The sequence below is a fragment of the Mucilaginibacter sp. OK283 genome (assembly GCF_900110415.1).
Classification (GTDB): domain Bacteria; phylum Bacteroidota; class Bacteroidia; order Sphingobacteriales; family Sphingobacteriaceae; genus Mucilaginibacter.
In genome coordinates, this window is the sequence record NZ_FODR01000001.1 from 403,604 (window position 1) to 428,925 (window position 25,322).

Here is a 25,322-nt window from a genome sequence, read left to right on the forward strand (position 1 = left end):
GGAAAACCAAATGGGCTGCAATTAACAGCTGAAGTTTATTGGCTAAGTTTCACCCCGAAAAAAGTTAATTCTTGATTCTTGCCTCTTGATTCTCTCCCCTACTTCCACTTTAAGCTTTTGATCAAAACCTCCACGTCTTTTTTAATAAAGCTTAAGGCTGGTTGTATCGAATCAAGACGTGGTTCATTGTTAAAATACAAGGCTCCGCGCAGGTAATTTTTTGTACTATCTGTAAGGAAAAACTGGGCCGACGATGCCGCGTTGCCATCAATAGTATAGTAAATGCCATATACCTTGCGCTCCGGATAAGCAATAATGCCCTCATCAATTGATGTTGCTTTTATGGTATGCTTGAAAGCGAAGGTGCGGGCATCTTCGGTTAACTGATTAAATTCTTTTTTGGTGGTTACCGGCTGATAACTTAAATGCAGCGTGGCATGAAAATCGGGAAATTGCATGTTTACCCAACACGGCTTCGCGTTGCTGCTCTTATCTGGCTCAATAACAGCATATTTAGGGTAAGTAAAGCTATAGGGGCAACCGCCATTATATTCCTGGTATTCTTTTTTGGGGAAAACAATGCGGGAGTAACCACGGGGTTTGGGCGAGTAATCATGATTGCCGCCGCAGGCAACTAAAACAAATAAGGCTAAAACCAGTAATGTTAAACACCTCATACACGCAGGTCTTTAGTATTCCATATCTCCCATGATTTTTCGGCCTGTAATACCAGCATTTCGTAACCATTTTTGGTGGTTGCGCCACGTTCGCGGCCTTGTTTTAAAAACAGGGTTTCTTCGGGGTTGTAAATCAAATCGTACAGTAAGTGCTCATCGGTAATAGCCTCGTAGGGTATTGGCGGGCATTCGTGAATATTGGGCGATGTACCTACAGGTGTGGTATTGATGATGATTTTATGCTGTTTTATATGGTGCGGCGTCAGCTCGCTGAACAGTAAATGATCGGGATGTGGTTTGCGGGTAACGGTTTTGTATGTGACGCCCATATTTTCCAATACACATCGTACCGCTTTTGCCGCGCCACCATCGCCCAAAACCAGGGCCTCATCGTTGGTGTCGTTGATGAGCGGCTTTATTGACATTTCGAAACCATATAAATCGGTATTATAACCTTCCAACCTGAAATCGTGTCCGGTTATGCCAACCTCGCCTGTAAATGCTGCCTGCAGGGGGCTCTCGGCGCTTATACAAATGCAGTTTACCGCGCCTGCTGTGCGGGCATCATGCTCAATCCAATCCAAATAGGGTATAATGGAAACTTTATGGGGAATGGTAACATTTAAGCCCACAAGATTAGGATGTTCATCCAGCAAGTCCTGCAAATCTTTAATATGTTCCAGCGGATACACATCGTAAACAGCATCTTCAATGCCTTCGGTTTTAAATTTCTCGGTAAAATATTTCTTCGAAAAAGAATGCGAAAGCGGAAAGCCTATCAGCCCGTAGTGTTTCATGTATAAGTTTATTTAGTATCGCCTAAAATAAAAGCCTAAAGATATACACAGAAATGAGAACTGCCATATCCAAAATAACAATAGGGCAATATAAGGAAACGCGGAGTTTTAGTCACAATTACCATCTTTGAAATGGCCGCCTGGGAGCACACAGACCGCGAAAAAAAATCAAGAGAACAGAATAAAGACAGCTGCAACTCAATGAGTTTTTATCTTAATTCTATCCTCTTTAATTATAAACTCAAAAAATGATCGAAAGTATCGCTTCGGATGCCCAGGCGTAACGTTTCCAGGGGGATAATATCGGCAGGGGCTATGTTGCCCAGGCTTACGTTGGCACCAATCAGCTTAATAAACCAAACCTGCTGAGCTTTTTGCGGGGCTTCCCAAATAATGGTGCCTTCTGGTATCTGGGTAAGTATCTCATCAACCAGGCCCTGCCTTACTTCGCCCGAATCGCGGTAGATACCTACGTTACCGCTTTCGCGGGCTTCGGCGATAACCTTCCATGAACCGGCTTCAATTTCGGCATTCATGAGCTTAATCCATTTATAAGGAGCAAAAATCTTTTGCACATCCTTTGAGCCTACTTCGGATATTACTGTAACCTGTTTGGCCAGCTTGCTGATGTATTCGCATTTAATATCGTGCTCGATGGTAATTGATCCGTCTGATACCTCGCAGTGCTCCAGCTGGTATTTATCCAGCAGGCGGCAGTAATCATCAAACTGGTTACGTACAATAAAGGCCTCAAACAAGGTGCCACCAAAGTATACCGGGATACCGGCTTGTTTATATAGCTTTATCTTTTCATCCAGGTTGGGGGTAACATATGATGTTGCCCAACCCAGTTTTACAATATCGGTATGTGTGCCGCCAACCTCAATAAAATCTTCAACCTGCCTTAAACTTAAACCCTTGTCCATTACCATGGTAATGCCTTTATCTCGGGGTTTAGCTGTACGTTCGGGTAAATTATTGATGGTATAATTCATATTAACATGTTGGTTATAGCCTATAACTAAAAGTACTAACGGCGACAAAGGTCGTAAAAAAAACTCATAGGAAAAATGAAGGAAATGTTAAATTAAAAATAGATGGGCAGAAATATAGTTTTTGCACTGCCCGCTTTCGGCGGTGGTGAATAAGGCCGCCAAACCCGGCTGCCGTCGATCTGCTTAATTTTGCCCGAACGTTCGGCGAAATATTTCCCTAATATTCGTTTATTGTAAAATATTTATTAAAAATGCATAAAAAACATTCTGTCTGTATTAAATCATTAAATTTTTTTGCGAAAAGATGTACTTTTAGCAATTGAATTGGCGTTAAAATAAATAAATATTATTCGTGGGCTTATGGTGGCTTGTTATTTATAGCGCACGAGTAATAACTTAATATAAATTACCTAAATCTTATGTTATGCAAAAGTTTTTCCCATTAATTTTCTCTATATTGTTAATCCCTGTTAGTGCTTTATCACAAAGTATTGCCACGGGAGCCTATGCCGAAGATATTGCAAGGAGAAACCAGGTTTCCGGGCAAAGCGGTTATTCGGCCTCGTTTACCATCCGGCCATTAGAAAATCAATTTGAAAACATAGCCGACACATTGCTAAGAAACTTGATAGCAAGCAGAATGTACTCTAAATTTAATGTTATGGGTATGCCATCTGGTATACGGTTGCTTCCAATAAACTGGCTAAATGAATATAATGTAAATCGTCCGTACGGTTATAACAATGGTTCGATGTATCCAAATAAAGGTTATCAAAGCATGCTTAGCGGGGGCTTTTTGTTAAATGCAGGCATTTTAACAGTGCAGGTAAAGCCCGAACTGGTTTACGCGCAAAACAAAGCGTTTTCAACCTTTGCCGATGTACAGGCAATCAATAATTCGCCGGCGCTTATGAATGCATATTTTGGTACAATAAATGGCATTGATGCGCCCGAAAGATTTGGAAATAATTCAATAAAACATTTGTATCCAGGGCAATCAAAAATAACACTTAATTATAAAAGTGTCGAAGCCGGGGTTTCAACAGAAAACATATGGTGGGGGCCGGGCATAAAAAACTCCATCATGATGAGCAACTCTGCCCCGGGCTTTTTACACTGGACATTTAATTCGGTAAAACCGGTTAAAACAATAATTGGCTCGTTTGAATGGCAAATAATAGGTGGAAACTTAAAACAATCGGGCTTTGCGCCGGACGATGTAACCAAACTGGTTTATGGCGGCAATTTATATAATCCCAAGCCTAAAGTTACCCGGTACCTTTCTGCTTATACTATTAATTGGCAACCTAAATGGCTAAAGGGGTTATATTTGGGAGTTACCAGTTATGATTACCTTGATAAAGATTCTGTTTATAACAAAAAGAGTTTAGTACGACAGATATTTCCGGTAATTACAGGGTCGTCGGCAAAAGCAAATGATATTACAAACGCGACAAGAGGAGACGGGCAGGATTTTGCATACGCATTTAATATAAGGCAACTTTTGCCCCTATACCAGGCCGAAATTTATTTTGAATGGGCCCGGAACGACAGAAGCGCCGGACTTAATGATTTTATTCAGGAGCCAAGTCATTCCGCAGCCTACACGCTTGGTGGCAGAAAGCTATTTGGGTTAAACAACGGCAGTTATTTACAAATAAAAGCCGAAATGACATCGTTACAGAGGTCGCCAACTTATTTATTAAGGGATGAACCTACCTGGTATGAACACCTTCAAAGCCCAAGGGATGGGTATACAAACAGCGGCAGGTATATTGGCGCTGGCATTGGGCCGGGCAGCAACAGCTTTATGCTTGATGTTAGCTATATAAAAAACCTAAATTCCGTTGGGGTTACACTTGAAAGGCAATTGCACAATAATGATTTGTATTATAACGCTTACGCGGGTACAGGTACTTTTAATTTGCATTGGGTAGATATTTCAAGCACCTTTTACAGCAATGTAAAACTGAAAAAATATCTGCTTTCGGCAGAAATTACGCCTGTTTATACCCTTAATTACGAATACAAAAACGGCGAAAGCTTCAATTTACACGCGCGGCTTAATGTTATCTATTACTTTAACTAATTGATACAATCGCGGTTACTTATCGTTTTTAAAAATGAACTTGACTTTTAATTAAAAAATATCATTGTTCTTAATAATCCCAATTTAAATTACTTTTGCAAAAAAATAATATCGCCTATCCCAATATCGTTTTAAATGCCATTAATGGTTACTTATGAATAAATTTCACTTTCGTATATTTTTGATTGCTTTCACTATTCTTTGTTGTTCAATTAAATTCGTTTCTGCTCAAGCCAATCTCCAAAATATATCTTCAATAAACATTGATGATGTTTCTGATCAGCAGTTAATCCAACTGTTGCAGCAGGCACAAAATGCCGGGTTAAGCGATGCTGATTTAATACAGCAGGCCCAAAGCAGGGGCATGTCGGCCAGTCAGGCCCAAAAATTACAGTCGAGAATAAAAAACATTCGCAGCAAATCAGGTGTATCGTCAACAAATGCAGCTGACAGTACCAACACACAAGGCCGTCAACTTAATTACAAGCCAGATAGCAATGATTCGTTATCAACACAAAAGGACATATTTGAAAGTCTTAAGCCTAAAATTTTTGGTGCAGATATTTTTAAAAACAAGAACAGCTCATTTGAGCCCAACCTTAAACTTGCTACTCCTTTAAATTATATTGTTGGGCCTAATGACCAGCTTAATATCAATGTTTACGGCAACTCATTAGTAAATTGGAAACTTGAAGTATCTCCGGAGGGCAATATCAATATACCTGGCGTGGGCATTTTAAATGTTGGTGGTAAAACCATTGAGCAGGCTTCAGTAGCCATAAAGAGCAGGCTTGCAGCTAACAATTACGCTGTTGGGCGCGGCACAAGCGTTCAGGTAACATTAGGAAATATCCGAAGTATAAAGGTGATTATTATTGGGCAGGTTTCTAAGCCTGGTACCTATACTTTACCGTCGCTTGCTACGGTTTTCAACGCGCTTTATATGGCGGGCGGCCCAACAGATAACGGAAGTTTAAGGCAGATAGAAATAATCAGAAATAACCGGATCATCAGGCATCTTGATGTTTATGATTTTTTGGTCAAAGGCGATCAAAAAAATAACATAGGATTACAGGATCAGGATATTGTGCGGGTGCCTACATACCGTACAAGGGTTGATCTTGCCGGGCAGGTAAAAATTCCGGCACTGTTTGAGGTTTTACCAGGCGAAAGTCTTGACGACATTATAAACTACGCCGGCGGCTTTACCGATAGCGCCTATACTGCCCGCATAAAAGTATCGCAAATAAGCGACCAGCAAAGAAAGATTACGGATGTTTTAGAGGCCGATTATAAAAATTATGTACCCTTAAGGGGCGATAAATACACTATTGAATCAATTATTAACAGATTTGAAAACAGGGTGGTTATTAACGGAGCGGTTTTTAAGCCTGGCGATTACGAGTTACAAAACGGGTTAACTTTATATCAGTTGATTGAGAAAGCAGCCGGTTTAAAAGAAGATGCTTTTACAGAAAGGGGAACCATTACGCGCCTGAAGCCCGATAATAGTACCGAAATGATAGGTTTTAGTGTAAAAGATGTGATGAATAAAACGGTAAATATTCCGTTACAACGCGAAGACATTATTAACATATCATCAATTTTTGATTTACGTGATAAATACGTAGTTACTATTAATGGTAGCGTAAGGAAGCCTGGGAAATTTGCCTTTTCGGAAAATATGAAAGTAGAGGACCTGATTTTAAAAGCCGGTGGCTTTGCCGAGGGGGCCAGCACAAAACGGATTGAAGTGGCCAGGAGGGTATCTAATGCCGATCCATCATCTAAAAGCAGTTCTGTAGCCCAGGTTTTTAGCGTGAATATTGATGGCCCATTAAAACCCAATGAAGCCAATTTTGTGTTAACACCATTTGATATTGTATCAATATATAGTTTGCCAGGGTACGAAAAACAAAAAACAGTTAAAGTTGAAGGTGAAGTATTGTACCCGGGATCATACACTATTAAAACTAAAAACGAAAAAATATCAGATTTGATAGCACGAGCGGGGGGGCTTACCGCATCTGCCGATGTTGAAGGCGGATCATTAAAAAGAGAAAACATTGCCATATTGGGCATTGATAAGAATAAAGCAGATACCGCGGCTTTTACCCTGGAAAGGATGGCGCAGGCCAACAGGCTTAAAAGAGCCTACAAAGATTCTACAACCAATGCCGATACGCAACAGCGCAACAACTATGTAGGGATTGACCTTGGGGCGGTTTTAAAAACACCAGGTTCGAAAAGTGATTTATTACTGGAAGATGGCGACATTATAAGGGTACCTAAGCAACAGCAAATTGTTCGTGTTAATGGCCAGGTACTTTATCCAAGCGCGGTAGTATATGATAGCTCAAAATCATTTAATGATTTTGTATCTAACGCCGGAGGCTACGGTCCTGATGCATTAAGAAGAGGGGCATATGTTGTGTATCCGAACGGCACGGTAAAAGGCACCAGGAAATTTTTGTTTTTTAATAATCATCCATCTGTTAAACCTGGGAGCGAAATTTATGTGCCGAAAAAATCAGAGAGCAAAGGGAATACAGCTCAGAATATTTTAGGGTTTACTACGGGGCTGGCTTCGTTAGGAGCCATAATTTTGGGGATTTTGAGTTTAAATAAATAGGTAATTTAAAAAAATACTGAGCATTCCAAGATGGAGAAAAAGAATACGAGTGAGACTAACGAACTAACCTTAAAGGATATTACTTTTAAAGTTAAGGCCGCACTGAGGTATCTGAAGACTAAATTACTTATCCTTACAATTATAGCTGTTATAGGGGCAATTGCAGGATATGCGTTTGCCTTTACCAAGAAAACAATATATACAGCACAATTAACATTTGTTTTAGAAGATGCCAGTAAAGGTGGGATTGGAAGCCAATATTCTGCCCTTGCCTCTTTGGCTGGTATTAATTTAGATAATAACAATGGGGGCCTATTTGACCCTACCAATATATTGGCGTTATATAAAACGAGGCTAATGATTGAAAAAGCATTACTTAGGAACGTTATTATAAATAACAAAAAACAATTGCTTATAGAGAGGTATATAGATGTTAATAAATTAAGACAGCATTGGAAAGAGAAAGATCATATTAATTACATTGATTTTAACGGCGATCCTAACAAGTTTAGCCGAAAGCAGGATAGCATTATTACTAACCTGGTTTATATTTTCAATCAGAAAAATTTAATGGTAAATAAGCTTGAGAAAGATTTGAGCATTATTGAAGTTGAATTTACATCAAATGACGAATTGTTTGCACAAGCATTTACCAATGTACTTGTAGAGACGGTGAACGATTTTTATGTACAAACAAAAACAAAAAAAACAACTCAAAACCTCGATATATTACAAAAACAGGCCGATAGTGTTAAGAAGGTTTTAAATTCTGCATTAAGTGGTGTGGCGTCTGCCACTGATGCCACGCCGAATGCTAATCCTGGTTTATTAAGCTTGCATGTTCCATCGCAGAAAAGACAGGTTGATGTACAATCAAGTAGCGCGGTGTACAGCGAGATTGTAAAGAATCTTGAAGTGTCGAAAATTTCGTTGAGAAATGAAATGCCGCTTATACAAGTCATTGATAGGCCTGTTTTGCCTTTAAGTAAAAAAAATATTAATAAAATATTCTCTACAATTGCAGGCTTTTTTTTGTTTTTTACTGCGGCTGCGTTTTTTTTTCTGATAAAGAGAACTCTTATCAAGTCATTAAGTTAAACCTCCCGTGAATTCTACTAAACACAATTATATTTATAATCTTATATTTACGATTGTAAATTTAATTTTCCCCATTTTAACTTTCCCCTATGCGGCACGGATGCTTGGTCCGGTGGGTATAGGAAAAATACAATTTATAATCTCTTTTGCCCAATACTTCGCTTTGGTAGCAGCATTGGGTATCCCCGTTTATGGCATAAGAGAGATAGCGAAAACACAAAACGATAAAGAAAATTTAAGCAAAACGTTTTCTGAGTTGGTAATTATTTATGTGCTAACAAGTGCATTATCCAGCATTATTTATATTATCATAGTATCCTCAATTGGTATGTTTAAGCCTGATATTAACGCTTATTATGCAGCCGGGGGGATTGTATTATTGGGTTTTTGCTCTATAGATTGGTTTTATGCCGGTGTAGAAGAATTTAAATTGATAGCCCTCCGGTCTGTATTCGTTAAAATAGTAGCAATCATTCTATTATATGCCTTTGTAAAAACAGCCCATGACGTTTATGTTTATTTACTTATAAGTATTTTTGCTTTAATAGGTAACAACATAATAAGTATTCTGCTCGTATGGAGCAGGGTGAAAATCGTATTAAGAGACTTAAATTTTAAAAGACATTTTAAGCCATTAATATTTATATTCAGCACTACTCTGGCATCAAGCATGTATACATTATTAGATGTGGTTATGCTCGGTTTTTTATCAAACGACCGTTCGGTAGGGTATTATTCGGCAGGGGTTAAACTGGCTAAGGTTACAATCCCATTTGTAACTTCACTTGGCGCAGTTGTAATACCCAAGATATCGTTTAGTGTTAACAATAAGGATTTTAATAGTTTTTATAAAATACTCGGAAAGTCCTTCGATTTTATCATTTTCATTTCGGTGCCCATTGCATTTGGTTTGTTTTTTTTGTCAAAGGAAACTGTGATTTTGTTTTCAGGGGCAGAGTTCACATCGGCAATACCAGTAATGCAAGTTCTTTCCATTTTACCTTTTGTAATCGGCTTAGGTTTCTTTTTTGGTATTCAGATTTTGATTCCGGCCAGTAAAGACAAAGAAATGCTTAAATCAGTATCAATAGGCATGGCGGTAAGTTTGTCGTTGAATTTTTTGCTTATCCCATATTTAAAAGAGGTGGGCGCTGCCTACGCAAATGTAATATCTGAAGTATTTGTTACATTGAGTTATATATATTTTGTAAGAAAGTCGTTTCAATTTAAAATTGAATATCATTTGATAATAAAAGCAATAATATCATCAATATTATTTATTCCTATTATTTATCTCACAGAAAGATTAATCCAGCAGAATTTAATTATCGTGATAGTCTCCGTAATATTATGTGCTATTACTTATGCGTTGATGCAGTTTTATATTTTTAAAAATCAAATTTCGTTAAATATATATCAATTTTTAATTAAACGTTTAAAAATCACTCAATGATCGCTGGATGTGTGGTTCTATACAACCCTGATGATAAGTTAATCGAGAATATTTTGTCATATCGAAGTCAACTCGACGAGCTTTTTGTGGTCGACAATTCAACGCATAATACAAGTGCGTTACAGGAAAAATTAAAAAAATACCAAAATATAACTTACATTAATAACAAGGGTAACCAGGGAATAGCCCATGCCCTTAACACAGGGGCGATAGAAGCTGAAAGAAAAAATTATAAATGGCTTTTAACAATGGATCAGGATTCCAGGTTTATAAACCACGATTTTTTCGCACTTATGAATGAAAAAAAAGATGAGAGTATCGGTATTTATGCTGCATCATATACTAATAATTATGATAGGTGGATATTGCCTTATTCAGAAAATTTTAATGACATACATTTTGTGATTACGTCAGGGAATTTATTGAATTTAAATGCTTGGAGGGTTTGCGGGAAGTTTGAAGAAAAATTATTTATTGATGAGGTAGACCATGATTTTTGCCTTAAACTAAGAACTCATAACTATAAGATTTTAACCAGTAAAAAAATATTCATCGTTCATTCAGTTGGAGAAGAGTATATCAAAAGTAATAAACGCCCAATAAAAGCTTTACACCCGCCCCTAAGGTATTATTACATAGCCCGAAACGGCTTTTACATTGTTAAAAAATATTTTTTTTCTGATTTTAAATTTGCGTTCATGCGTTGTTATTATTTGTTAAAATGTTTAATTAAAATTATAGTGTGCTATCCCGATAAAAGAAAATATTTTAAGTACTTTCTTGAGGGCATTCGCGATTTTATCAAATCTAAGTACGGTATATACGGATCTTGAGGTTAGGCACCTTGAATTTGACGGTTACAATATGAATGTGGTTAACAGGCAGGCTCCCTGTTTTAGGAAATTGACAAATGAATAAAGTATATATCATCCTGGTTAATTATAAACGGTATGAAGACACCATAGAATGCTTGGAGAGTGTTTATAAGAGTTATTACAATAACTATCAGGTATTGTTAGTTGATAATTCGCCAGATGAACAATCAAGCCATCAAATTAAAGAATGGCTTGAAAATAATTATAAGGAAATAAACACAAGCTATCCAAACATTGTCTACCCACTTATTGACCGGCCCACATCTTATGTCAGTATCTCTGAGTATGATGTTTTAAATACCAATGTTGCGTATACTGAGTCTCTAATGTTAATAAGGGCTACTAATAACGGTTTTGCCGCCGCAAATAACATAGCGTTAAAATACATAAAAAAAATTGCAGATGAACACAGTTTTATATGGGTGCTTAATAACGACACTGTTATTGAACATAATTGTATGGGAAACCTTGCAGCTTTTTTTGATACTAATCCACGAAAGTTTATTTTGGGTAGTAAATTAAGATCTTATTATAGCCCGCAGAAAATACAGGCAGTTGCTGGTCGGTATAATAGATGGATTGGCAGTACTTATCATATTGGTGAGGGAGAAATTGATCATGGGCAATATGATGATTTTGCGTTTGGCGACAATAATTATGTTATTGGCGCGTCAATGTTCATACCTAAAGCTTTTATTGATATCGCCGGCTTAATGAACGAAAGTTATTTTTTATACTTTGAAGAGTTGGATTGGGGACTTGTTGGTAAACAGTTTGGATACAACTTTGCATTACAGCATAATGCGATAATATACCATAAAGAAGGTGCATCCATTATTAAAAGCAACAACAATAATATGTCTGTAGCTGATTACTATTCTATGATAAACCGTATCCGGTTTACAAAAAAATGGTATGGCCGACACATTGTTTTGGTTAGCTGTAGTGTGGTTTTTGCTCTTTTAAAACGGCTTTTTCGTGGTAAATTTTCATTAGTGAAAAAGACTTCAATTGCGGTATTTAAAATATTTTTTAATAGAAATATTAACTTCTTTTAATCAAAAAAAGGAATAAGTTCCATGAAGAAGATAATTCCCAATTTGTTTTTCTTGTTTTTGACAGCGCCAATATTGTCTCCGTTTGTAGGTGGGGTTACTATTTATTTGTCGTCAATTGTGATTTTTTTTGATGTGTCCTTTATTTTATGGGGATTGAATAAATTCAGCAAAGATAAAATATTGATAGTTGCAATTCTGTCTTTTTTAATGGGTATTTCCTGCTTAAATCTTGCATTGTTTTTGAAAATACAGATGCTGCTGCTGTCTGTAACTTACATGTTTTACTGTTACGAGTCTGATTATTTTTACCTTTACCGCTGGTGCTTTGTTAATGTAATGATAGCCATACTACAATTTGTGTTAATATTTATTGACCCGGCTACCGCTTACCTGATAGGACCAACCAATATATCGACAATGCTGCTCGGTAAGTTTGCAGGGCCAACATTTACAAATTTTTACGCAATATCTATTTTGCCAAGAGTTAGTGGGCTTTCGCGCGAGGGAGGATTTTTCGCCTCTTTGTTAGGCGCTGTGTTTTTTATTATCATTAACGATCCTAAAATAAAAGGAGGGTGGAAAACCTTTTATATGACCTTTGTCATCATCGGTCTTATTATATCTTTGTCAAAAACTTCATTAATTTTATTGATTATACCAATTGTATTATTGTTTAAAAAGTACATTAATGTCCTTAATGTTTATGTTGTAGCTATACTATATTCAATTTTGTTGATTTTATTTTTTAATCACTTATTGCTCACTTCCGATTTTTTTCAAGACAAATTAAATATTTCGCTTACACATAGATTTTCGGGATATGCCCTAACTCCTTACGCCTCGCTGGCGGATTTTATAACTGGAATAGATATTTATGACCTTATGCAACAATCCCGAAAAGGACTTGAAGCAATGACCCTTGAATTTAGAGCTGCGGACATACGTGATTTTTGTGGACTGCCGGCTCTATATTTGGGCTATGGTATCCAAACATTTATTACATTTTTAATCTTTATGGATTTTTTAAATTTAAAAGGAATAGGCATAGCTCTAATTATTATACTAACAACCAATGTAAATCCTCTAACATCGGATGGTTTTGTTGTTATATCCTGGTTTTTTACTTTTTTTATCAGTTATAATTATAAGGAGCATTTTGCTATCCAAACTACATAGCCTCATTATATATTGAAAAATCATCCTTCCATCTTATTTGTCATCAACGCTCGCTTCCTTACGCAAAAACTTACCGGGGTACAACGTTTTGCAATCGAAATTGCCCGGCAATTGAAGGTACTGATGCCGTCGGCTAAATTTATTGCCCCGGCAAATATAATTCACCATCAGTTAGCGGCCGAACTTGACGTAGCCATAATAGGTAAGCGTAGTGGTGTTGCCTGGGAGCAAATTGATCTGCCTATATATTTAAAAAAAAAAGGCAACCCATTTTTGATTAACTTGTGTAACGTTGCTCCGCTTTTTTATAGCAATCAAGCCATAACATTGCATGATGTCGCTTTTTTAGTTAATCCCGATTGGTTTAGCAAAAATTTCGTACGCTTCTATAAATTTCTAATCCCGCGAATCGCAAGAAAAGCCCAAATTATTTTCACAGTCAGTGATTTCTCTAAGTCGGAAATTGTGAAGTACATTGGGATTAACCCTCAAAAAATAAAAGTAATATATAATGGCGTATCAGGCTTGTCGGCGCCAAAATACACCGGAACCGGCCATGGCAGATATATTTTAACGGTTGGATCGATAGATAAAAGAAAAAATATCCTGAATCTTATAGAAGCTTTCAAATTAACAACAAACAAAGATCTCAAACTTATTATTGTTGGCGATGTTAATTCAATTTTTAATAACCAGGGTAACGAAATGCTTAGAACCAATGGAAACGTCATATTTACGGGGCGTGTTGATGACGCTCAGTTAGCGGGTTTATATATGCAAGCGCAAATGTTTGTTTATCCAAGCCTATATGAAGGCTTTGGGCTTCCTCCTATCGAGGCTATGCAATATGGCTGCCCTACCCTTGTTTCTGATATTCCCAGCTTGCGGGAAGTTTGCGGTGATGCCAGTTTATACTTAGATCCTCTTGATACAAACGATATATCGAAAAGGATAGACTTATTACTTAACGACGGGGATTTGCGTAATAGTCTCATTAAAAAAGGTAAGCAAAACAGTAACAGATTTAGTTGGAAAGTGTCGGCTAAGCAAATTGCCAAAACAGTAGAAACTTTAATTATTAAAACTTGAAAGTAGCATTAGTACATGAATGGCTTACCGTTATTGGCGGCTCAGAAAATGTTTTTAAAGAAATAGCCTCACTTTATCCGAATGCAGATATTTTTACCTTGGTTGCGCGGGATGAAACTATTAAGGCGTTGAATCTTAGCAATCATAAGATAACAACATCATTTATTCAGAAGCTGCCTTTCGCGAAAACAAAATACAGGTCATACCTACCACTGTTCCCCCTTGCGGTTGAACAATTTGATTTATCAGGTTATGACATGATCATTTCATCTTCTCATGCCGTGGCCAAGGGGGCGTTAACAAATTCAAACCAGTTGCATATTTGTTATTGCCACTCTCCGATAAGATATGCCTGGGACTTGCACCATCAGTATTTAAAAGAATCTGGATTGAATAAAGGTGTAAAGGGATTTATCGCAAAATACCTGCTTCATCGTATCCGGGCCTGGGATATTATTAGTACCAACCGTGTTGATCATTTTATAGCCAATTCAAACTATATCGCTAAGCGTATCAAGAAGATTTACGGCCGCGAAAGTACAGTTATTCATCCTAACGTTGCAACGGAAGATTTCTTGCCTGTTTATAAAAAGAGTGATTATTACGTCACCTGTTCGAGGTTTGTGCCCTATAAAAAAATTGACCTGATTGTTCAGGCTTTTGCCCAAATGCCGGATAAAAAACTCTTTGTTATTGGAGATGGGCCTGATTTTAAAAAAGTGAGCAAATTAGCAAAGTCAAATACTATATTATTGGGGCATCAACCATTTCATGAGTTAAAAAGGTACCTGGCAGAGGCAAAGGCTTTTGTTTTTGCAGCCGAAGAGGATTTCGGCATTTTACCGGTAGAGGCACAGGCTTGCGGCACGCCGGTTATCGCCTATAAAAAAGGAGGGGCTTTAGAAAGTGTCATCGAAAATAAAACCGGAATATTTTTCGACGACCAATCAGTTGATTCAATCAAACAAGCGGTTGAATGGTTTGATGTTAATAAATCATCGTTTAATTACAACGAAATTGTTACGCATGCGGCCGGGTTTTCGACTGAAAGGTTTAAAAAGGAGATTCTGGACTATATCATTAGCAAGAAGACTTAGCGTGTTGCACTTTTTTTCAAAATAATAAATAATTAATGTTGTGTTGTAGCGTTTATGAGTTAGTAGCCGTATTTGTAGTAGTTGTTGTCATTTTTGCATAATTAGTGCATTATAAGTGAAAAAGTATTACATTTGCGCATCCTTATCCTTAACCCTTATGAATATACGTTACTCAAAACTCCTACCCATAATCACATTTATCAGTGATTTAATAATATTAAATATTAGCATACAATTCGCTCATTTATTGGTATTTAACTACTTTTCCAATGAGATAACTTCGTCTGTTTTTTTACTTTTGGTTAATATGGCTTGGATTTCTATTGCTTCTTTAACTAAAAATTACGTGATCCAACGGCCGTTGGTACTTAGTAATAGCATTAACAGAATTTTGTCGTCCCTTATTTACCATTCGGTAGCTGTACTTGGCGTGGTATACTTTTTCAAGTTTTATGAAGTAAGCCGTTGGGAAATGCTTTTTACTTACCTGCTGTTTTTTATCTTAATAGTTGTTGAACGATCATTGATTTTTGCGGGATTAGATTATATCCGCAAAAAAGGATTTAATATCAAGCACATCCTTATAATCGGAAATGAAGATATCGCGCGCAGGGTAAAAAGCTCTTTTGAGAAGCAGCCGGAATATGGCTATAATTTCGTCGGTAATATAACAGAAGAATCGCTTAGTAAAATGACGAGGCAAATGTTATTCGATAAAATTATAAAAACAGAGGTAAAAGAGGTGTTTATATGTTACAGGGCGCTTGACCAAAGTTTGCTTAAAAGCATTGTTGATTTTGGCGACCAGAATGCTATTAAAATTAAGTTTGTTTCTGATTTAGTACTTGAAAACAGTAGTGCAACTATTATTAATTACAAAAGTTTTCCGGTAATTCAGTTGTCCAATTCTGTTGAACTTAGCCTTAAAATAGTTGTTTTTAAACGCTGTTTTGACATTCTATTTTCATTGTTTGTGATGATACCGGGACTCCCGGTATTTATATTGTTAATGATAATAACGAAGTTGACGTCAAAAGGACCGGTGTTTTACGCTCAGGAAAGAATTGGAAGAAATAATAAGCCATTTAAAATTTACAAGTTTCGGAGCATGTATGTTAACTCCGAATTATTGGGGCCTCAACTATCAAGTGATCACGATCCGCGGATTACTAAATGGGGGCGTGTAATAAGAAAGTCCCGATTAGATGAATTACCTCAGTTTTGGAACGTACTAAAAGGCGATATGTCCATTGTAGGGCCAAGGCCCGAACGCCAGTTTTTTATAGAGCAGCTCATAGAAAGATCTCCTAATTATAAAAAGCTATTACGCTTAAAACCGGGTTTGACCTCAATGGGACAGGTGAATTATGGTTATGCTGAAAATGTTGACCAAATGTGCAACCGGGTTCGCTATGATTTACTTTATCTTAATAACATAAATTTAAATAGTGAAATTGGCGTAATCTTAAAAACGATTAGAGTGATGACGCAGTTAAAGGGTAAATAACAGCTTTTTGTTTAGCTTGTTGTTTATTCGGGTTGAACATGAAATTGGAACCGCCCGGTTGGGACGTACAAACGGAGCGATTTGCGAGAATCAAAAACTAAGCGCCTGTCCTGGTGTCTTGCAAGGCCAAAACTCAGGAATTCTAAGGCTTGATGGCAGCCAATGATAAAATGATTACCGCCAAAAAACTTAAAAATCGCTTCATTGGTAAAACTTACCATTAAATCAACTATCTATCGACTTTTCTTCTTTCAAAAACTCTTTCCTTATGCCGTCTATCAAATCTGTATGGAATAAAATACCATCCTCCCGCTCATAACTCTGCAGCGTGGCGTAATGAACCGCACTGAGTATAGATGCGCCGGTTAGTTCAAATTGCTCGGCCAGTTCTTTAAGGTTTATTGATGCATCTAATTTTAACCCGGCAGGTAAAGTTTTGTTCCAAAGGTTTTGCCTTTCGGTGGCATTTGGCATAGGAAAATGCACCACGCTATGAAACCTGCGCAGAAACGCGTCATCCAAATTGTTTTTAAAATTTGATGCCAGGATCATTAATCCCGGAAAATCCTCTACGCGCTGCAAAAGATAGCTTACTTCCTGGTTGGCATATTTATCGTGGGCGCTCTGCACATTGGTACGCTTGCCAAATAGTGCGTCGGCCTCATCAAAAAACAATATCCAGTCTTTCGTCTCGGCCTTTCTGAATACGTTTTCCAGGTTTTTTTCTGTTTCGCCTATGTATTTGCTTACAATTTGCGAAAGGTCTATCCGGTAAACGTCTTTATCATATTCTTTTCCCAAAAGTGCGGCGGTCAGGGTTTTTCCGGTACCTGGCGGCCCATAAAACAACACCCTGTAACCTGGTTTTATTTTAACTTTAAGATTTGCATCGCTATTGAATTTGTCGTGATGCAATAACCAAACCCGAATATCATTTATCTGGTTCATGGTGCGTGGGTGAAGCACAACATCATCCCACTGGATTCCGGTTTCAATTTTCTTAGCCGGAAAATCGGGACCGAACCTGGGTGGGCTTTCCTTCCCCAATAAAATCTTGTCAACCCATTCGGGGTTTAATATGATGCGGCCGCTCATCATCGGCTCGCCTTCCTTAACATTTTCCAGCCATATTATACCCTGGCGATGAAAAAAATGCTCCTGGCTAAATAGTTGCTGAAGCCGCACCCGTTGAGTAACATTGGTGCCGGCCAGGATGAACTGCAGGGTTTCGCCGGTTGGCAACATGCTGCGGTGATTAGTGGCTTTTACCCCGCCAATTTCCGGAAAATCGCCACCGTTGGGGAGGTGCTCCAAAATAACAGACTCGAAAAAGTTGGGCTGCACATGCGGAATCAGTGTGATCATTACAGTTACCCAGGCTTCATGGTCATTAATATCAGGGATAATTGCTAAAGGATCATTGCTTAACTGGTAACCATGCTGATCATACCATTTTACTACATCAAATGGGATGTTGTTAAAATGTGCTTGTACCCGTTCTGATACCAGGTCGCGACATAGTTTTATGGCTGTTTCAAGGCCCGGCGGCGTAATCTTTTTTAGCTGATGGATCATCAAAATAAAGGTATCGATTTTAAGAGAATTAACATAAATTGATTAATGATGCGGCGGTGGTGCGGCGTGTTTGGCCGTAGTGGTGGCCGGTCTGTCGGTGCATTCCTCTGTGCCTATTTTCTCTAAAAACGGATCCAGCTTTTTACTAAGCAAATTGGCTGCAGTTTCGCGGTCTTTTTCAATTTTATCGTGAATGGGCTGCACAAATTTTTTCAACTCGGCCTCTGTATAGCAACCTGTAAAGGTAAATGGCGTATTAACGGTACCATTATAAGTATTAAACGCGTTAACGTGCTCCTGTTCGTGGTTGGTTAGCTTGGTATCAATAAAGGTTTGGATCTTTTCTGTTTCGCAAGGGGTGTGCCCTGGCGGAACTGTAGGGAGTTTCACTTTAGGGTCGGCATGAAACTCAGATACCAGTGTACCTTTCAGCGAAACACAAGGAGCTTTGCCGCAAGGTTTACAGCCTTTAGTCCGTTCGGCTGTAATATCGGTGGTGGCAAAAGTACCATGATCATAATTTGCAGTGGTAAGCCCCTCAACCTTAACATCCCCGCCATGAGCAATCTGGTTTGATGTAGAAGTGCCTTTTCCTGTAACATTGCCTATGCCGCCTTCCAGCTCTGCTTCCGGCAATGTGGTTGAAGGTATGGTAGCTTTCCGGTTTATGCCATCCGATTGTTGCATAACATGTGTAAGTTCATGCGCTAATAGTTTTTTGCCTTCGTGCGTTTCGGTATTAAACTGGTTAGCAGCAAAAACTATATGATTATCCACAGTATAAGCTTTAGCGTTTATGGCAGCTGCCGACTGCTCTGCCTCCGTACCTGTGTGTATCTTGACGTCGCTGAAATCGGCACCCATTGTCGTTTGAAAAAAGTGTTTTGACGACGCAGGCAGTTCGTTGCCCTTACCGCCTAAGTTTGAAATATAAGAAGATGCTGATGTGGTAGCCGGTGAACTTGCAGCGTCAGCTTTACGGTGCACGTCCTTCTCCTCCTTTTTATCCTCCATACGGTGCGCCATTTTTTCGTCTTCTTTTTTATCTTCTTTGCGATGCACACCTTTATCTTCTTTTTTATCTTCCATCCGGTGCACAGTTTTATCTTCCTCTTTCTTATCCGTCGCCCGGTGCACTTCCTTATCCTCCTTTTTATCTTCCATGCGGTGCACAGGCTTCTCTTCTTCCTTTTTATCGGCAGCGCGATGAACTTCTTTTTTATCTTCCTGTTCGCAATGGTCGCATTTACGCTGCACATGCTGATTTTGGAAAAAAGCCTGCTTTTGAGGATCGCCAAAGAAGGATTGCTCCTGGCTGGCATCTTTCTTAAAAAACTTGCTGTCGTGCGCCGCGGGAGCCTGGCGGCGACGGCGACGGTATATTACTTTGTTTGCCATGGCGGTTTATTTAGGTTCTTAAAATACAAAAATTGGTATCTGCACTATTTTTCATGTTTGTTATAATTATGGTGTTGTGGGCGGTACCGGGGTTGCCGGGGCGCCGCCTGGAGCCTTTAAACTTGCTATTTTAGGATCAAAATAAGTTGCCCTAAAAGTATCAAGTTCACTTTGCTCAAGTATCTGTTCCCTCGGGTAAAGATTATTGGCTTTCCTAAAGTCGTTCCATTTATCGGTTGCAATGACAGCGCCGAGCATTTCCCTGGCCGATCGGAATAGTTCGGCCTTTACCCTGCCCATTTTTGTACCAAAGTTTTTCTTCAGCGTTTTAAGGTGTGTGTTCGGGTTAATTGCATCGGGTCTGTAAGCTTCTCTGTTACCTTGGAACGATTCCCAGTTTTGAATTGAAGTTGGAACAACCGGTATATCATTTATCTTATTATTTTCAAACTCAAATAGCCGTTGTTGCTCAAATGGCAACTTAAGTTGTGCTAATTCACTTATCCCGCCAGTCGCAGGTGTTGTACCTAAATGATCAATACTTGCCCGGTTGTTTACATCTCCGTAGAAATCATTCCATGTTTTAGGTGCAGTACCAGCCAATGCAAGAGTAGCTCTCTGCTGCAAAACGTTTAGCGGGGTGTATGATCCTCCGCTTGGGTCTTGCAAGAAATAAAGACCTGGATCTGTATCTGCTATGTGTTTATTATTATTTACAGTGTAGCTAAAATTATACTCTTTCTTATAGTCAGGGTCGGTGGTAGGCAGTGGTGTGGTGCCATCAGCCTTAACTTGTTTTACGATACAATCCAGGCTATCAGGTATGCTGGCTTCGGCAGTAACAATTTTGCGTTTTGCCTCAACTACGGTAGCCGCCGACGTTGTGTCGGCAGCCAGCAAACCTAACAAGGTAGTGTTTGGAGATCGGTTATAATTTACTTTCACAGTATAATCAAGTATTAAATTCTTTTCTACTGCTTTTTTTACTTTGTCTTCAACGTTGTTTTCATGATCAGGATTATTGGCGGTGTTAGCAAGAGGAGTCAGGTTGCTCCATGTACCGCCATCCCCATGCACATTATTATTGAGTAAATGGCCTGCCACATAATAGGTATTTGATCCACCAGAAGTTCGCTTCCGTAATAATAAATCCGTAAAGACAGGGTGCTTCGCGGTAACTGTAGATCCACTCACTCCCAGTTTGGTTAGCGGTGTAACGTGCATATTTGTACCAAAACCAGTGCCTGTAAGTGGTCCATAAGTTGGCAATGGTGTAACAGGCAAGGCTTGTTCGGCTGTGCTAAGTGCATCTCCATCCTTTACATCCTGTTTAATTGAATCCAGTTGCTTGCCAACCTCAGCCCTGATGGCATCAGCAGGGGTGCCCCCGGCAGTAACCACTGCCCTGTTTGTTTTAATATAATCTACCAGGACTGTATTTTTCGATTCGGCTGTCTTTAGTGAATTATCCTGTGCCGGTGTTAAAGGTTTGGTTGTAAGGGCCCTTCTCCTGGTAATCAGCAAAAGCATATCCATTGGTTCGATACTGGCTACTTTTATTTTAGGAGCATCCGCCGTTCCTTCTGTTGATATTTCATGGTGCTCGCCATTTTCGAGCGTAAAATCTTTCTTATCCTGCCACCAGTTCATTACAGAAGCTACTGCATTTTTTCCCATTTCCAGCAGCTTGCTACCCAGGTCAACCGCTTTATTTATCAGCCAGGTTATAGCTTCATCAACAAGCGCACGGGCACTCACTATCAACTCGCCAATACGGTGGCCTATCCCGCCAAGGCCAACCTGGTTGGCCAGGAAGCCTATCACTATAGGCATAGCCCGGTGCAGCGCGCCTTCAAGGAAGTTAGCTGCCCTTGCGGTGTTACCGCTGGCAATTTCAACCACACCTTCCACAAACGAATTGACAACCTGCAACATTTCGCGCAGGTATTTTATAAATGATTGTATGGCCTTGTAAAGAGCAATAGCGCTGTTAATAACCGCCATTATACCCGTTGGGTCAAGCATAGAGAGTAGCTTGGCCGTAACCTTATTAACAATTTGCTCCATTACCCAGTTTTTAACACTGCTGAGCACGGTGTCCCAAAGATTAGTCAGTTGTTCTTTTATCTTGTCCCAAATAGCCTCGATACCCCGTTCCTGTACATCCTTTATAAATGTCCATATGCCTTCAAGAGTATTGATTACACTTCGGATCTTGGCAACTTTTTGCGGGCCAATTTTTGGATGCTCGGCAAGTTTCTTCCAAATGGTTTCCATCGATAGGTCAAGCACTGCCAGTATCCAGGTAATTACTCCCCGTAAGGTAGTATCCTTAAGTTCGGGTACGCCGGCATCCTTCAACTCACTCATCAGCCAGCCTGTGAGCCCGAAAATGAGGTGCTCAACAATGTTGGTAAAGAACTGCGTAAAGCCTTCTTTAATTGCTTTCAGCAAATTTTTGAGGAAGCCAATCGGATCTCGCTTAATCATTTCTATCGCCAGCATGGCTTTAGCTATAATGTTGCGGATCAGGTCGGTTGGGAAGTTCATGATCTGCATGATCACATCGATCACAATTTTGATGATCTCGATCACAAATGCTATTAACCGCGCTATCGGCTCACCAAACCTGTGAATAATACGCTGGAAGGCTTCTATCGGGTGAATAAGGTCATTTAAGCTGAACGAATGCCACAGATCGATAAACAACTGTATAATCGATTCCGGCGTCATGTTCAGCCGCTCTACTGCGGCGTTAACGCGTTGCGTCGTCCGGTCGATGGCTCCGGATTCCTTCATCTGGTTAAACTGCTCTTCGCCGCCTTCCATCAGGCTCATGAAGCCATGGATCACATTCTCGGTATTTCGCGGAACATTTGCTTTCGTAAACGGATCTTCGCCAATAATAACTGTAACCAGGAAATAGCCCCGCTGCGTACGCGCCCATGCCGAGAGGCGCACCATCAATACCTCTTTTATAAACCGGAGTATTGCGGCACCCACTTCGGTTACAAAATCCCATACCTTGCGTACCGGCGCCGCAAAAGTGTTATAAATCTCATTGAAAGTATCTATCGGATGCATCAGGCTGTTGATAGATACGTAGTCCCAGATATGGGCAATGCCGGCTTTTATGTCAGTATAGGCATTGCCAAATATCCGGATACCCCGGTCGATATAATCTGCAACCTTTTTAAAGCTGCCCGTTTCCTGCATCTGCCGGCGCTGTTCGCGGCCTTCTTCGCCGCCAAGTTCCAGCAGCGCATTCAATATGGTTGTGCCGTTCCTGTCTACATGTTCATCGGTTACAGGGTCTTGTCCTAAAATAACACACAGTAACGGATAGGTCGTAGTATGATCTTTGATAAACGATACCAACTGGTTAAGCAGGAAGCGTTTAACAATGGCCAGCAATTCGGTAGCGGCGTTTACCGCAAAATTGATGATGCTGGTTATGGCATCATGTATAATGTTTCCTATCCGCTCAAATATCTGTTGAGGGTGCGCAAGGTCGGCAAGCGAAAGGTGGTTCCAGAAGCTTTCAACACTATTCTCAATCCCCTGTACTACCGATGTAATGGCAGCTATTTGTGTATCAACCCATGCTTCGGCAGTTCTGAGTGCGCCAAGTTCTTCAAGTTTTTGGTGCAACAGGCGGCCACCCGGCATAATATCAAATGCGGCCTCAATAAAGTTATGGCCATTACGCTCAACCTGCTGATTGGTTATAGGGTCTTCGCCCAATACCACGCGCAGGGCCATATAGCCCGGTATGGCCATTGCAAAATCGCGGGCCTGGTTAAGTAAAAATTCCTTACCGGCTTCCAGTCCCTTGGCTACATAATCAACCGCCGAATTAATGACAGATAAAGCGCTATCAAACCATGAACATTGAATCTTTCTATCCGCCTTAAGCTGAACATCCGGCCCCTGCGGCTCATTGTGAGCGTCTTCACTATCTTGTTTTCGTTGTATCTCGTGGCTACCCGGCTCATGCTGTGCCTCGTTCTCCTGTAAGTCATCTTCATGATGGCCTGGTTCTTCCTTAGCCTGTACAGCGGGTGTAACCGGCGGGCTATGTGTAAGCGCGCCGGCTGGATTAACGGCCCAGTTGCTTAGTTCGGGTTTGGCATGTACCTGTGTTTCTATGCTATCACCGGGGCTTTCTGCATCGCCGGAGGCTGTATCTTCTTTGCGGTTTACGTGGAATATTTGCTGCCGCATTTCCCTTAGCGTTTTTGGTTTTTCTTCAGCAGCAGTATCGCCCGAGCCAAGCTGACCGTTCATCAACATCAATGGATCAAAAAATGCTGTCCAGCTCTTTAACGGATGATCTTTAACCTGGATTTGGGCGCCAAGGTTATTCTCGCCTGATGTATTTCCGTTTATAGTGGTAACTGTATCGCCAGTGGCTTTCTCCACCAGCGCATAGTGCGAAAATGCATTCCGGTAGGCTATATCGCCGGCTTTTGGAATATAGCCCGGCGGATACGCAGCGTTAACATCTACTGCCGGCGGCCCGCCTATTTCCCATCTCCTTAACGGTACACCGCCTTTGTGCAAACTCCAGAACGCGAAAATACCACACCAACTTGGCATAGCATCCCTAACGTAAGGACCGGCCGCCGGCCTTGGGTTTGCAGGCGGCAGCGCATTATCAATTTTTCTTTCTTTTTTAATATCTCCTTCGGAAACGGCACCCTGCGAACCGGGTTGTCCTTCGGCAACAACTTTATCCTGGCCCAGGGTGGTTTTAAAATATTCAACAAGCCTTTGCCAGCCCGTACGGAATCCATCAGGACCAGCCTCATTTGCATTTACTTTACCTACTTCGCCTTTGGCTTTGGCTACGGCATTATTTAATTGAGAGGGCACAGGTCTGTCATGAGCCTGGCGTTGTATAATGGGTTTTCGGGATACAGTGCTTCCCTGGGCAGGTTGAGAGACGCTGCCTTGCTGTATAGTATGTGTAAGCTCATGCGCAAGCAATAAGCCGCCACTATCAGTACCGGGCTGAAATTTGCCGGTATTGAAATAAATATCGCTGCCATGCGTAAATGCCTGGGCGTTTATGCTGCTGCTTAAGGTTTCGGCTGTTGCGCCAGTATGAATACGCACGCCGCTGAAATCGGTATTGAAACGCGAGTTCATGCTCGCCATCGTGTCAGACGGCAAAGCGCTGCCATTCCCCTTACTTGAGGAAAGTGACGATTCAAAGCTGGAACTTGCTGCCGGCGGCCCGCGGTTACTTTCGGCCTGGCCGGGGCTGCGGCATAATGGGAGCGATTTTAATGATAAGTGGCCTTCACTATGCTGACCGGATGGTGCAGTGTCGCTGTTATCCGATACAAATTCGTCGCTGTTGCTGCTACGTTGCACAAACGGTATTAGCCTTGGACTGATGATGGTTCCCTGCTGTTTGCATTGCAGCGAAGTGATAGAAGGGGTTTCCAGTTTGGGGTGCACTGTATGTTCTTCCTCTTCTTTCCGTTGCAGGTCTTCGCCCTGTTGAGGGTTGGCATTAACCGGGGCGGCTACCGGTTCCGGCATGCGCATTACCTGGTCGGCCACCTGGTCGGCTTCTTTTTCGTGGGGATCATCGGGCGTGCTTACAGATAATTTGGGCTGAACAGCAGCACCACCAAAAAATGCTGGTTTATCATTCGACTGAAAAAACGAAGGCTCCTCGGCCTTCCGGAAAAAACAATTCCCATCCGCCTTTTTTGGGGCGATGTGATTTGTTTTAGCCGTTTTTTCGGTGGTTGATACCATATTAAAAAGTAAAAACTAATGCGTTAAAGCTTAA

Annotated in this window: 16 protein-coding genes; 10 read left to right on the top strand and 6 right to left on the bottom strand. The window is 40.2% G+C overall.

Going from position 1 to position 25,322, the window contains the following annotated elements; genetic code table 11:
* Positions 1-98: 98 nt before the first annotated feature.
* The 3 genes from gldD to BMX56_RS01850 form a co-directional block, all read right to left on the bottom strand.
* On the bottom strand, positions 99-677 hold the full coding sequence (gene gldD, locus BMX56_RS01840) for a gliding motility lipoprotein GldD (RefSeq protein ID WP_090639661.1): 579 nt from the start codon (positions 675-677) through the stop codon (positions 99-101).
* Positions 674-1,474, bottom strand: a complete 801-nt coding sequence (locus BMX56_RS01845) for a shikimate dehydrogenase family protein (RefSeq protein WP_090639665.1) — start codon at positions 1,472-1,474, stop codon at positions 674-676. The genes gldD and BMX56_RS01845 overlap by 4 nt, the downstream gene beginning before the upstream one ends.
* Positions 1,475-1,707: 233 nt before the next feature.
* Positions 1,708-2,469, bottom strand: coding sequence for a phosphosulfolactate synthase (locus tag BMX56_RS01850; RefSeq protein ID WP_090641609.1), 762 nt, complete (start codon positions 2,467-2,469; stop codon positions 1,708-1,710).
* 424 nt (positions 2,470-2,893) lie between these two features.
* Between BMX56_RS01850 and BMX56_RS01855 the strand changes: the two genes are divergently transcribed.
* The 10 genes from BMX56_RS01855 to BMX56_RS01900 all read left to right on the top strand — a co-directional run bounded on the left by BMX56_RS01855 (position 2,894) and on the right by BMX56_RS01900 (position 16,543).
* Positions 2,894-4,558, top strand: a complete 1,665-nt coding sequence (locus BMX56_RS01855; RefSeq protein ID WP_090639669.1) for a capsule assembly Wzi family protein — start codon at positions 2,894-2,896, stop codon at positions 4,556-4,558.
* Positions 4,559-4,856: 298 nt separating this feature from the next.
* Positions 4,857-7,190, top strand: a complete 2,334-nt coding sequence (locus BMX56_RS01860) for an SLBB domain-containing protein (protein ID WP_255369748.1) — start codon at positions 4,857-4,859, stop codon at positions 7,188-7,190.
* 30 nt (positions 7,191-7,220) lie between these two features.
* Entirely contained in the window at positions 7,221-8,288 is a 1,068-nt protein-coding gene (locus BMX56_RS01865) for a GumC domain-containing protein (RefSeq protein WP_090639681.1), read from the top strand.
* Between the two features lie 7 nt (positions 8,289-8,295).
* Positions 8,296-9,741, top strand: a complete 1,446-nt coding sequence (locus tag BMX56_RS01870; RefSeq protein ID WP_090639685.1) for a flippase — start codon at positions 8,296-8,298, stop codon at positions 9,739-9,741.
* Positions 9,738-10,574 (top strand): glycosyltransferase family 2 protein, encoded by an 837-nt coding sequence (locus BMX56_RS01875; protein WP_090639696.1) that lies wholly within the window; start codon positions 9,738-9,740, stop codon positions 10,572-10,574. The genes BMX56_RS01870 and BMX56_RS01875 overlap by 4 nt, the downstream gene beginning before the upstream one ends.
* 77 nt (positions 10,575-10,651) lie before the next feature.
* Entirely contained in the window at positions 10,652-11,674 is a 1,023-nt protein-coding gene (locus BMX56_RS01880) for a glycosyltransferase family protein (RefSeq protein WP_090639700.1), read from the top strand.
* 21 nt (positions 11,675-11,695) lie between these two features.
* Positions 11,696-12,850, top strand: a complete 1,155-nt coding sequence (locus tag BMX56_RS01885; RefSeq protein ID WP_090639703.1) for a hypothetical protein — start codon at positions 11,696-11,698, stop codon at positions 12,848-12,850.
* Positions 12,851-12,862: 12 nt separating this feature from the next.
* On the top strand, positions 12,863-13,939 hold the full coding sequence (locus tag BMX56_RS01890; protein WP_090639706.1) for a glycosyltransferase family 4 protein: 1,077 nt from the start codon (positions 12,863-12,865) through the stop codon (positions 13,937-13,939).
* The gene (locus BMX56_RS01895) at positions 13,936-15,036 is read left to right on the top strand and encodes a glycosyltransferase family 4 protein (protein ID WP_090639709.1); all 1,101 of its coding nucleotides are present in this window, start codon (positions 13,936-13,938) and stop codon (positions 15,034-15,036) included. Before BMX56_RS01890 ends, BMX56_RS01895 begins: the two co-directional genes overlap by 4 nt.
* Positions 15,037-15,193: 157 nt before the next feature.
* Positions 15,194-16,543 carry an exopolysaccharide biosynthesis polyprenyl glycosylphosphotransferase gene (locus tag BMX56_RS01900; RefSeq protein ID WP_090639712.1) on the top strand — a complete coding sequence of 450 codons (1,350 nt, stop codon included), beginning with the start codon at positions 15,194-15,196 and terminating at the stop codon, positions 16,541-16,543.
* Positions 16,544-16,768: 225 nt separating this feature from the next.
* Here the strand turns inward: BMX56_RS01900 and BMX56_RS01910 are convergent, their stop codons facing one another.
* From BMX56_RS01910 to BMX56_RS01920, 3 genes are all read right to left on the bottom strand, one after another.
* Complete coding sequence (locus tag BMX56_RS01910; protein WP_090639720.1) at positions 16,769-18,118, bottom strand: ATP-binding protein; 1,350 nt, start codon at positions 18,116-18,118, stop codon at positions 16,769-16,771.
* A 42-nt stretch (positions 18,119-18,160) separates the two neighbouring features.
* Positions 18,161-19,516 (bottom strand): eCIS core domain-containing protein, encoded by a 1,356-nt coding sequence (locus BMX56_RS01915; protein WP_090639724.1) that lies wholly within the window; start codon positions 19,514-19,516, stop codon positions 18,161-18,163.
* A 66-nt stretch (positions 19,517-19,582) separates the two neighbouring features.
* Positions 19,583-25,288 (bottom strand): eCIS core domain-containing protein, encoded by a 5,706-nt coding sequence (locus tag BMX56_RS01920; protein ID WP_090639732.1) that lies wholly within the window; start codon positions 25,286-25,288, stop codon positions 19,583-19,585.
* Positions 25,289-25,322 lie beyond the last annotated feature (34 nt).

Bases quoted from the DNA above. Each gene is read 5' to 3' on its own strand.
- gldD (WP_090639661.1), bottom strand. From the start codon at position 677: ATGAGGTGTTTAACATTACTGGTTTTAGCCTTATTTGTTTTAGTTGCC.
- BMX56_RS01845 (WP_090639665.1), bottom strand. From the start codon at position 1,474: ATGAAACACTACGGGCTGATAGGCTTTCCGCTTTCGCATTCTTTTTCG.
- BMX56_RS01850 (WP_090641609.1), bottom strand. From the start codon at position 2,469: ATGAATTATACCATCAATAATTTACCCGAACGTACAGCTAAACCCCGA.
- BMX56_RS01855 (WP_090639669.1), top strand. From the start codon at position 2,894: ATGCAAAAGTTTTTCCCATTAATTTTCTCTATATTGTTAATCCCTGTT.
- BMX56_RS01865 (WP_090639681.1), top strand. From the start codon at position 7,221: ATGGAGAAAAAGAATACGAGTGAGACTAACGAACTAACCTTAAAGGAT.
- BMX56_RS01875 (WP_090639696.1), top strand. From the start codon at position 9,738: ATGATCGCTGGATGTGTGGTTCTATACAACCCTGATGATAAGTTAATC.
- BMX56_RS01880 (WP_090639700.1), top strand. From the start codon at position 10,652: ATGAATAAAGTATATATCATCCTGGTTAATTATAAACGGTATGAAGAC.
- BMX56_RS01885 (WP_090639703.1), top strand. From the start codon at position 11,696: ATGAAGAAGATAATTCCCAATTTGTTTTTCTTGTTTTTGACAGCGCCA.
- BMX56_RS01900 (WP_090639712.1), top strand. From the start codon at position 15,194: ATGAATATACGTTACTCAAAACTCCTACCCATAATCACATTTATCAGT.
- BMX56_RS01910 (WP_090639720.1), bottom strand. From the start codon at position 18,118: ATGATCCATCAGCTAAAAAAGATTACGCCGCCGGGCCTTGAAACAGCC.
- BMX56_RS01915 (WP_090639724.1), bottom strand. From the start codon at position 19,516: ATGGCAAACAAAGTAATATACCGTCGCCGTCGCCGCCAGGCTCCCGCG.
- BMX56_RS01920 (WP_090639732.1), bottom strand. From the start codon at position 25,288: ATGGTATCAACCACCGAAAAAACGGCTAAAACAAATCACATCGCCCCA.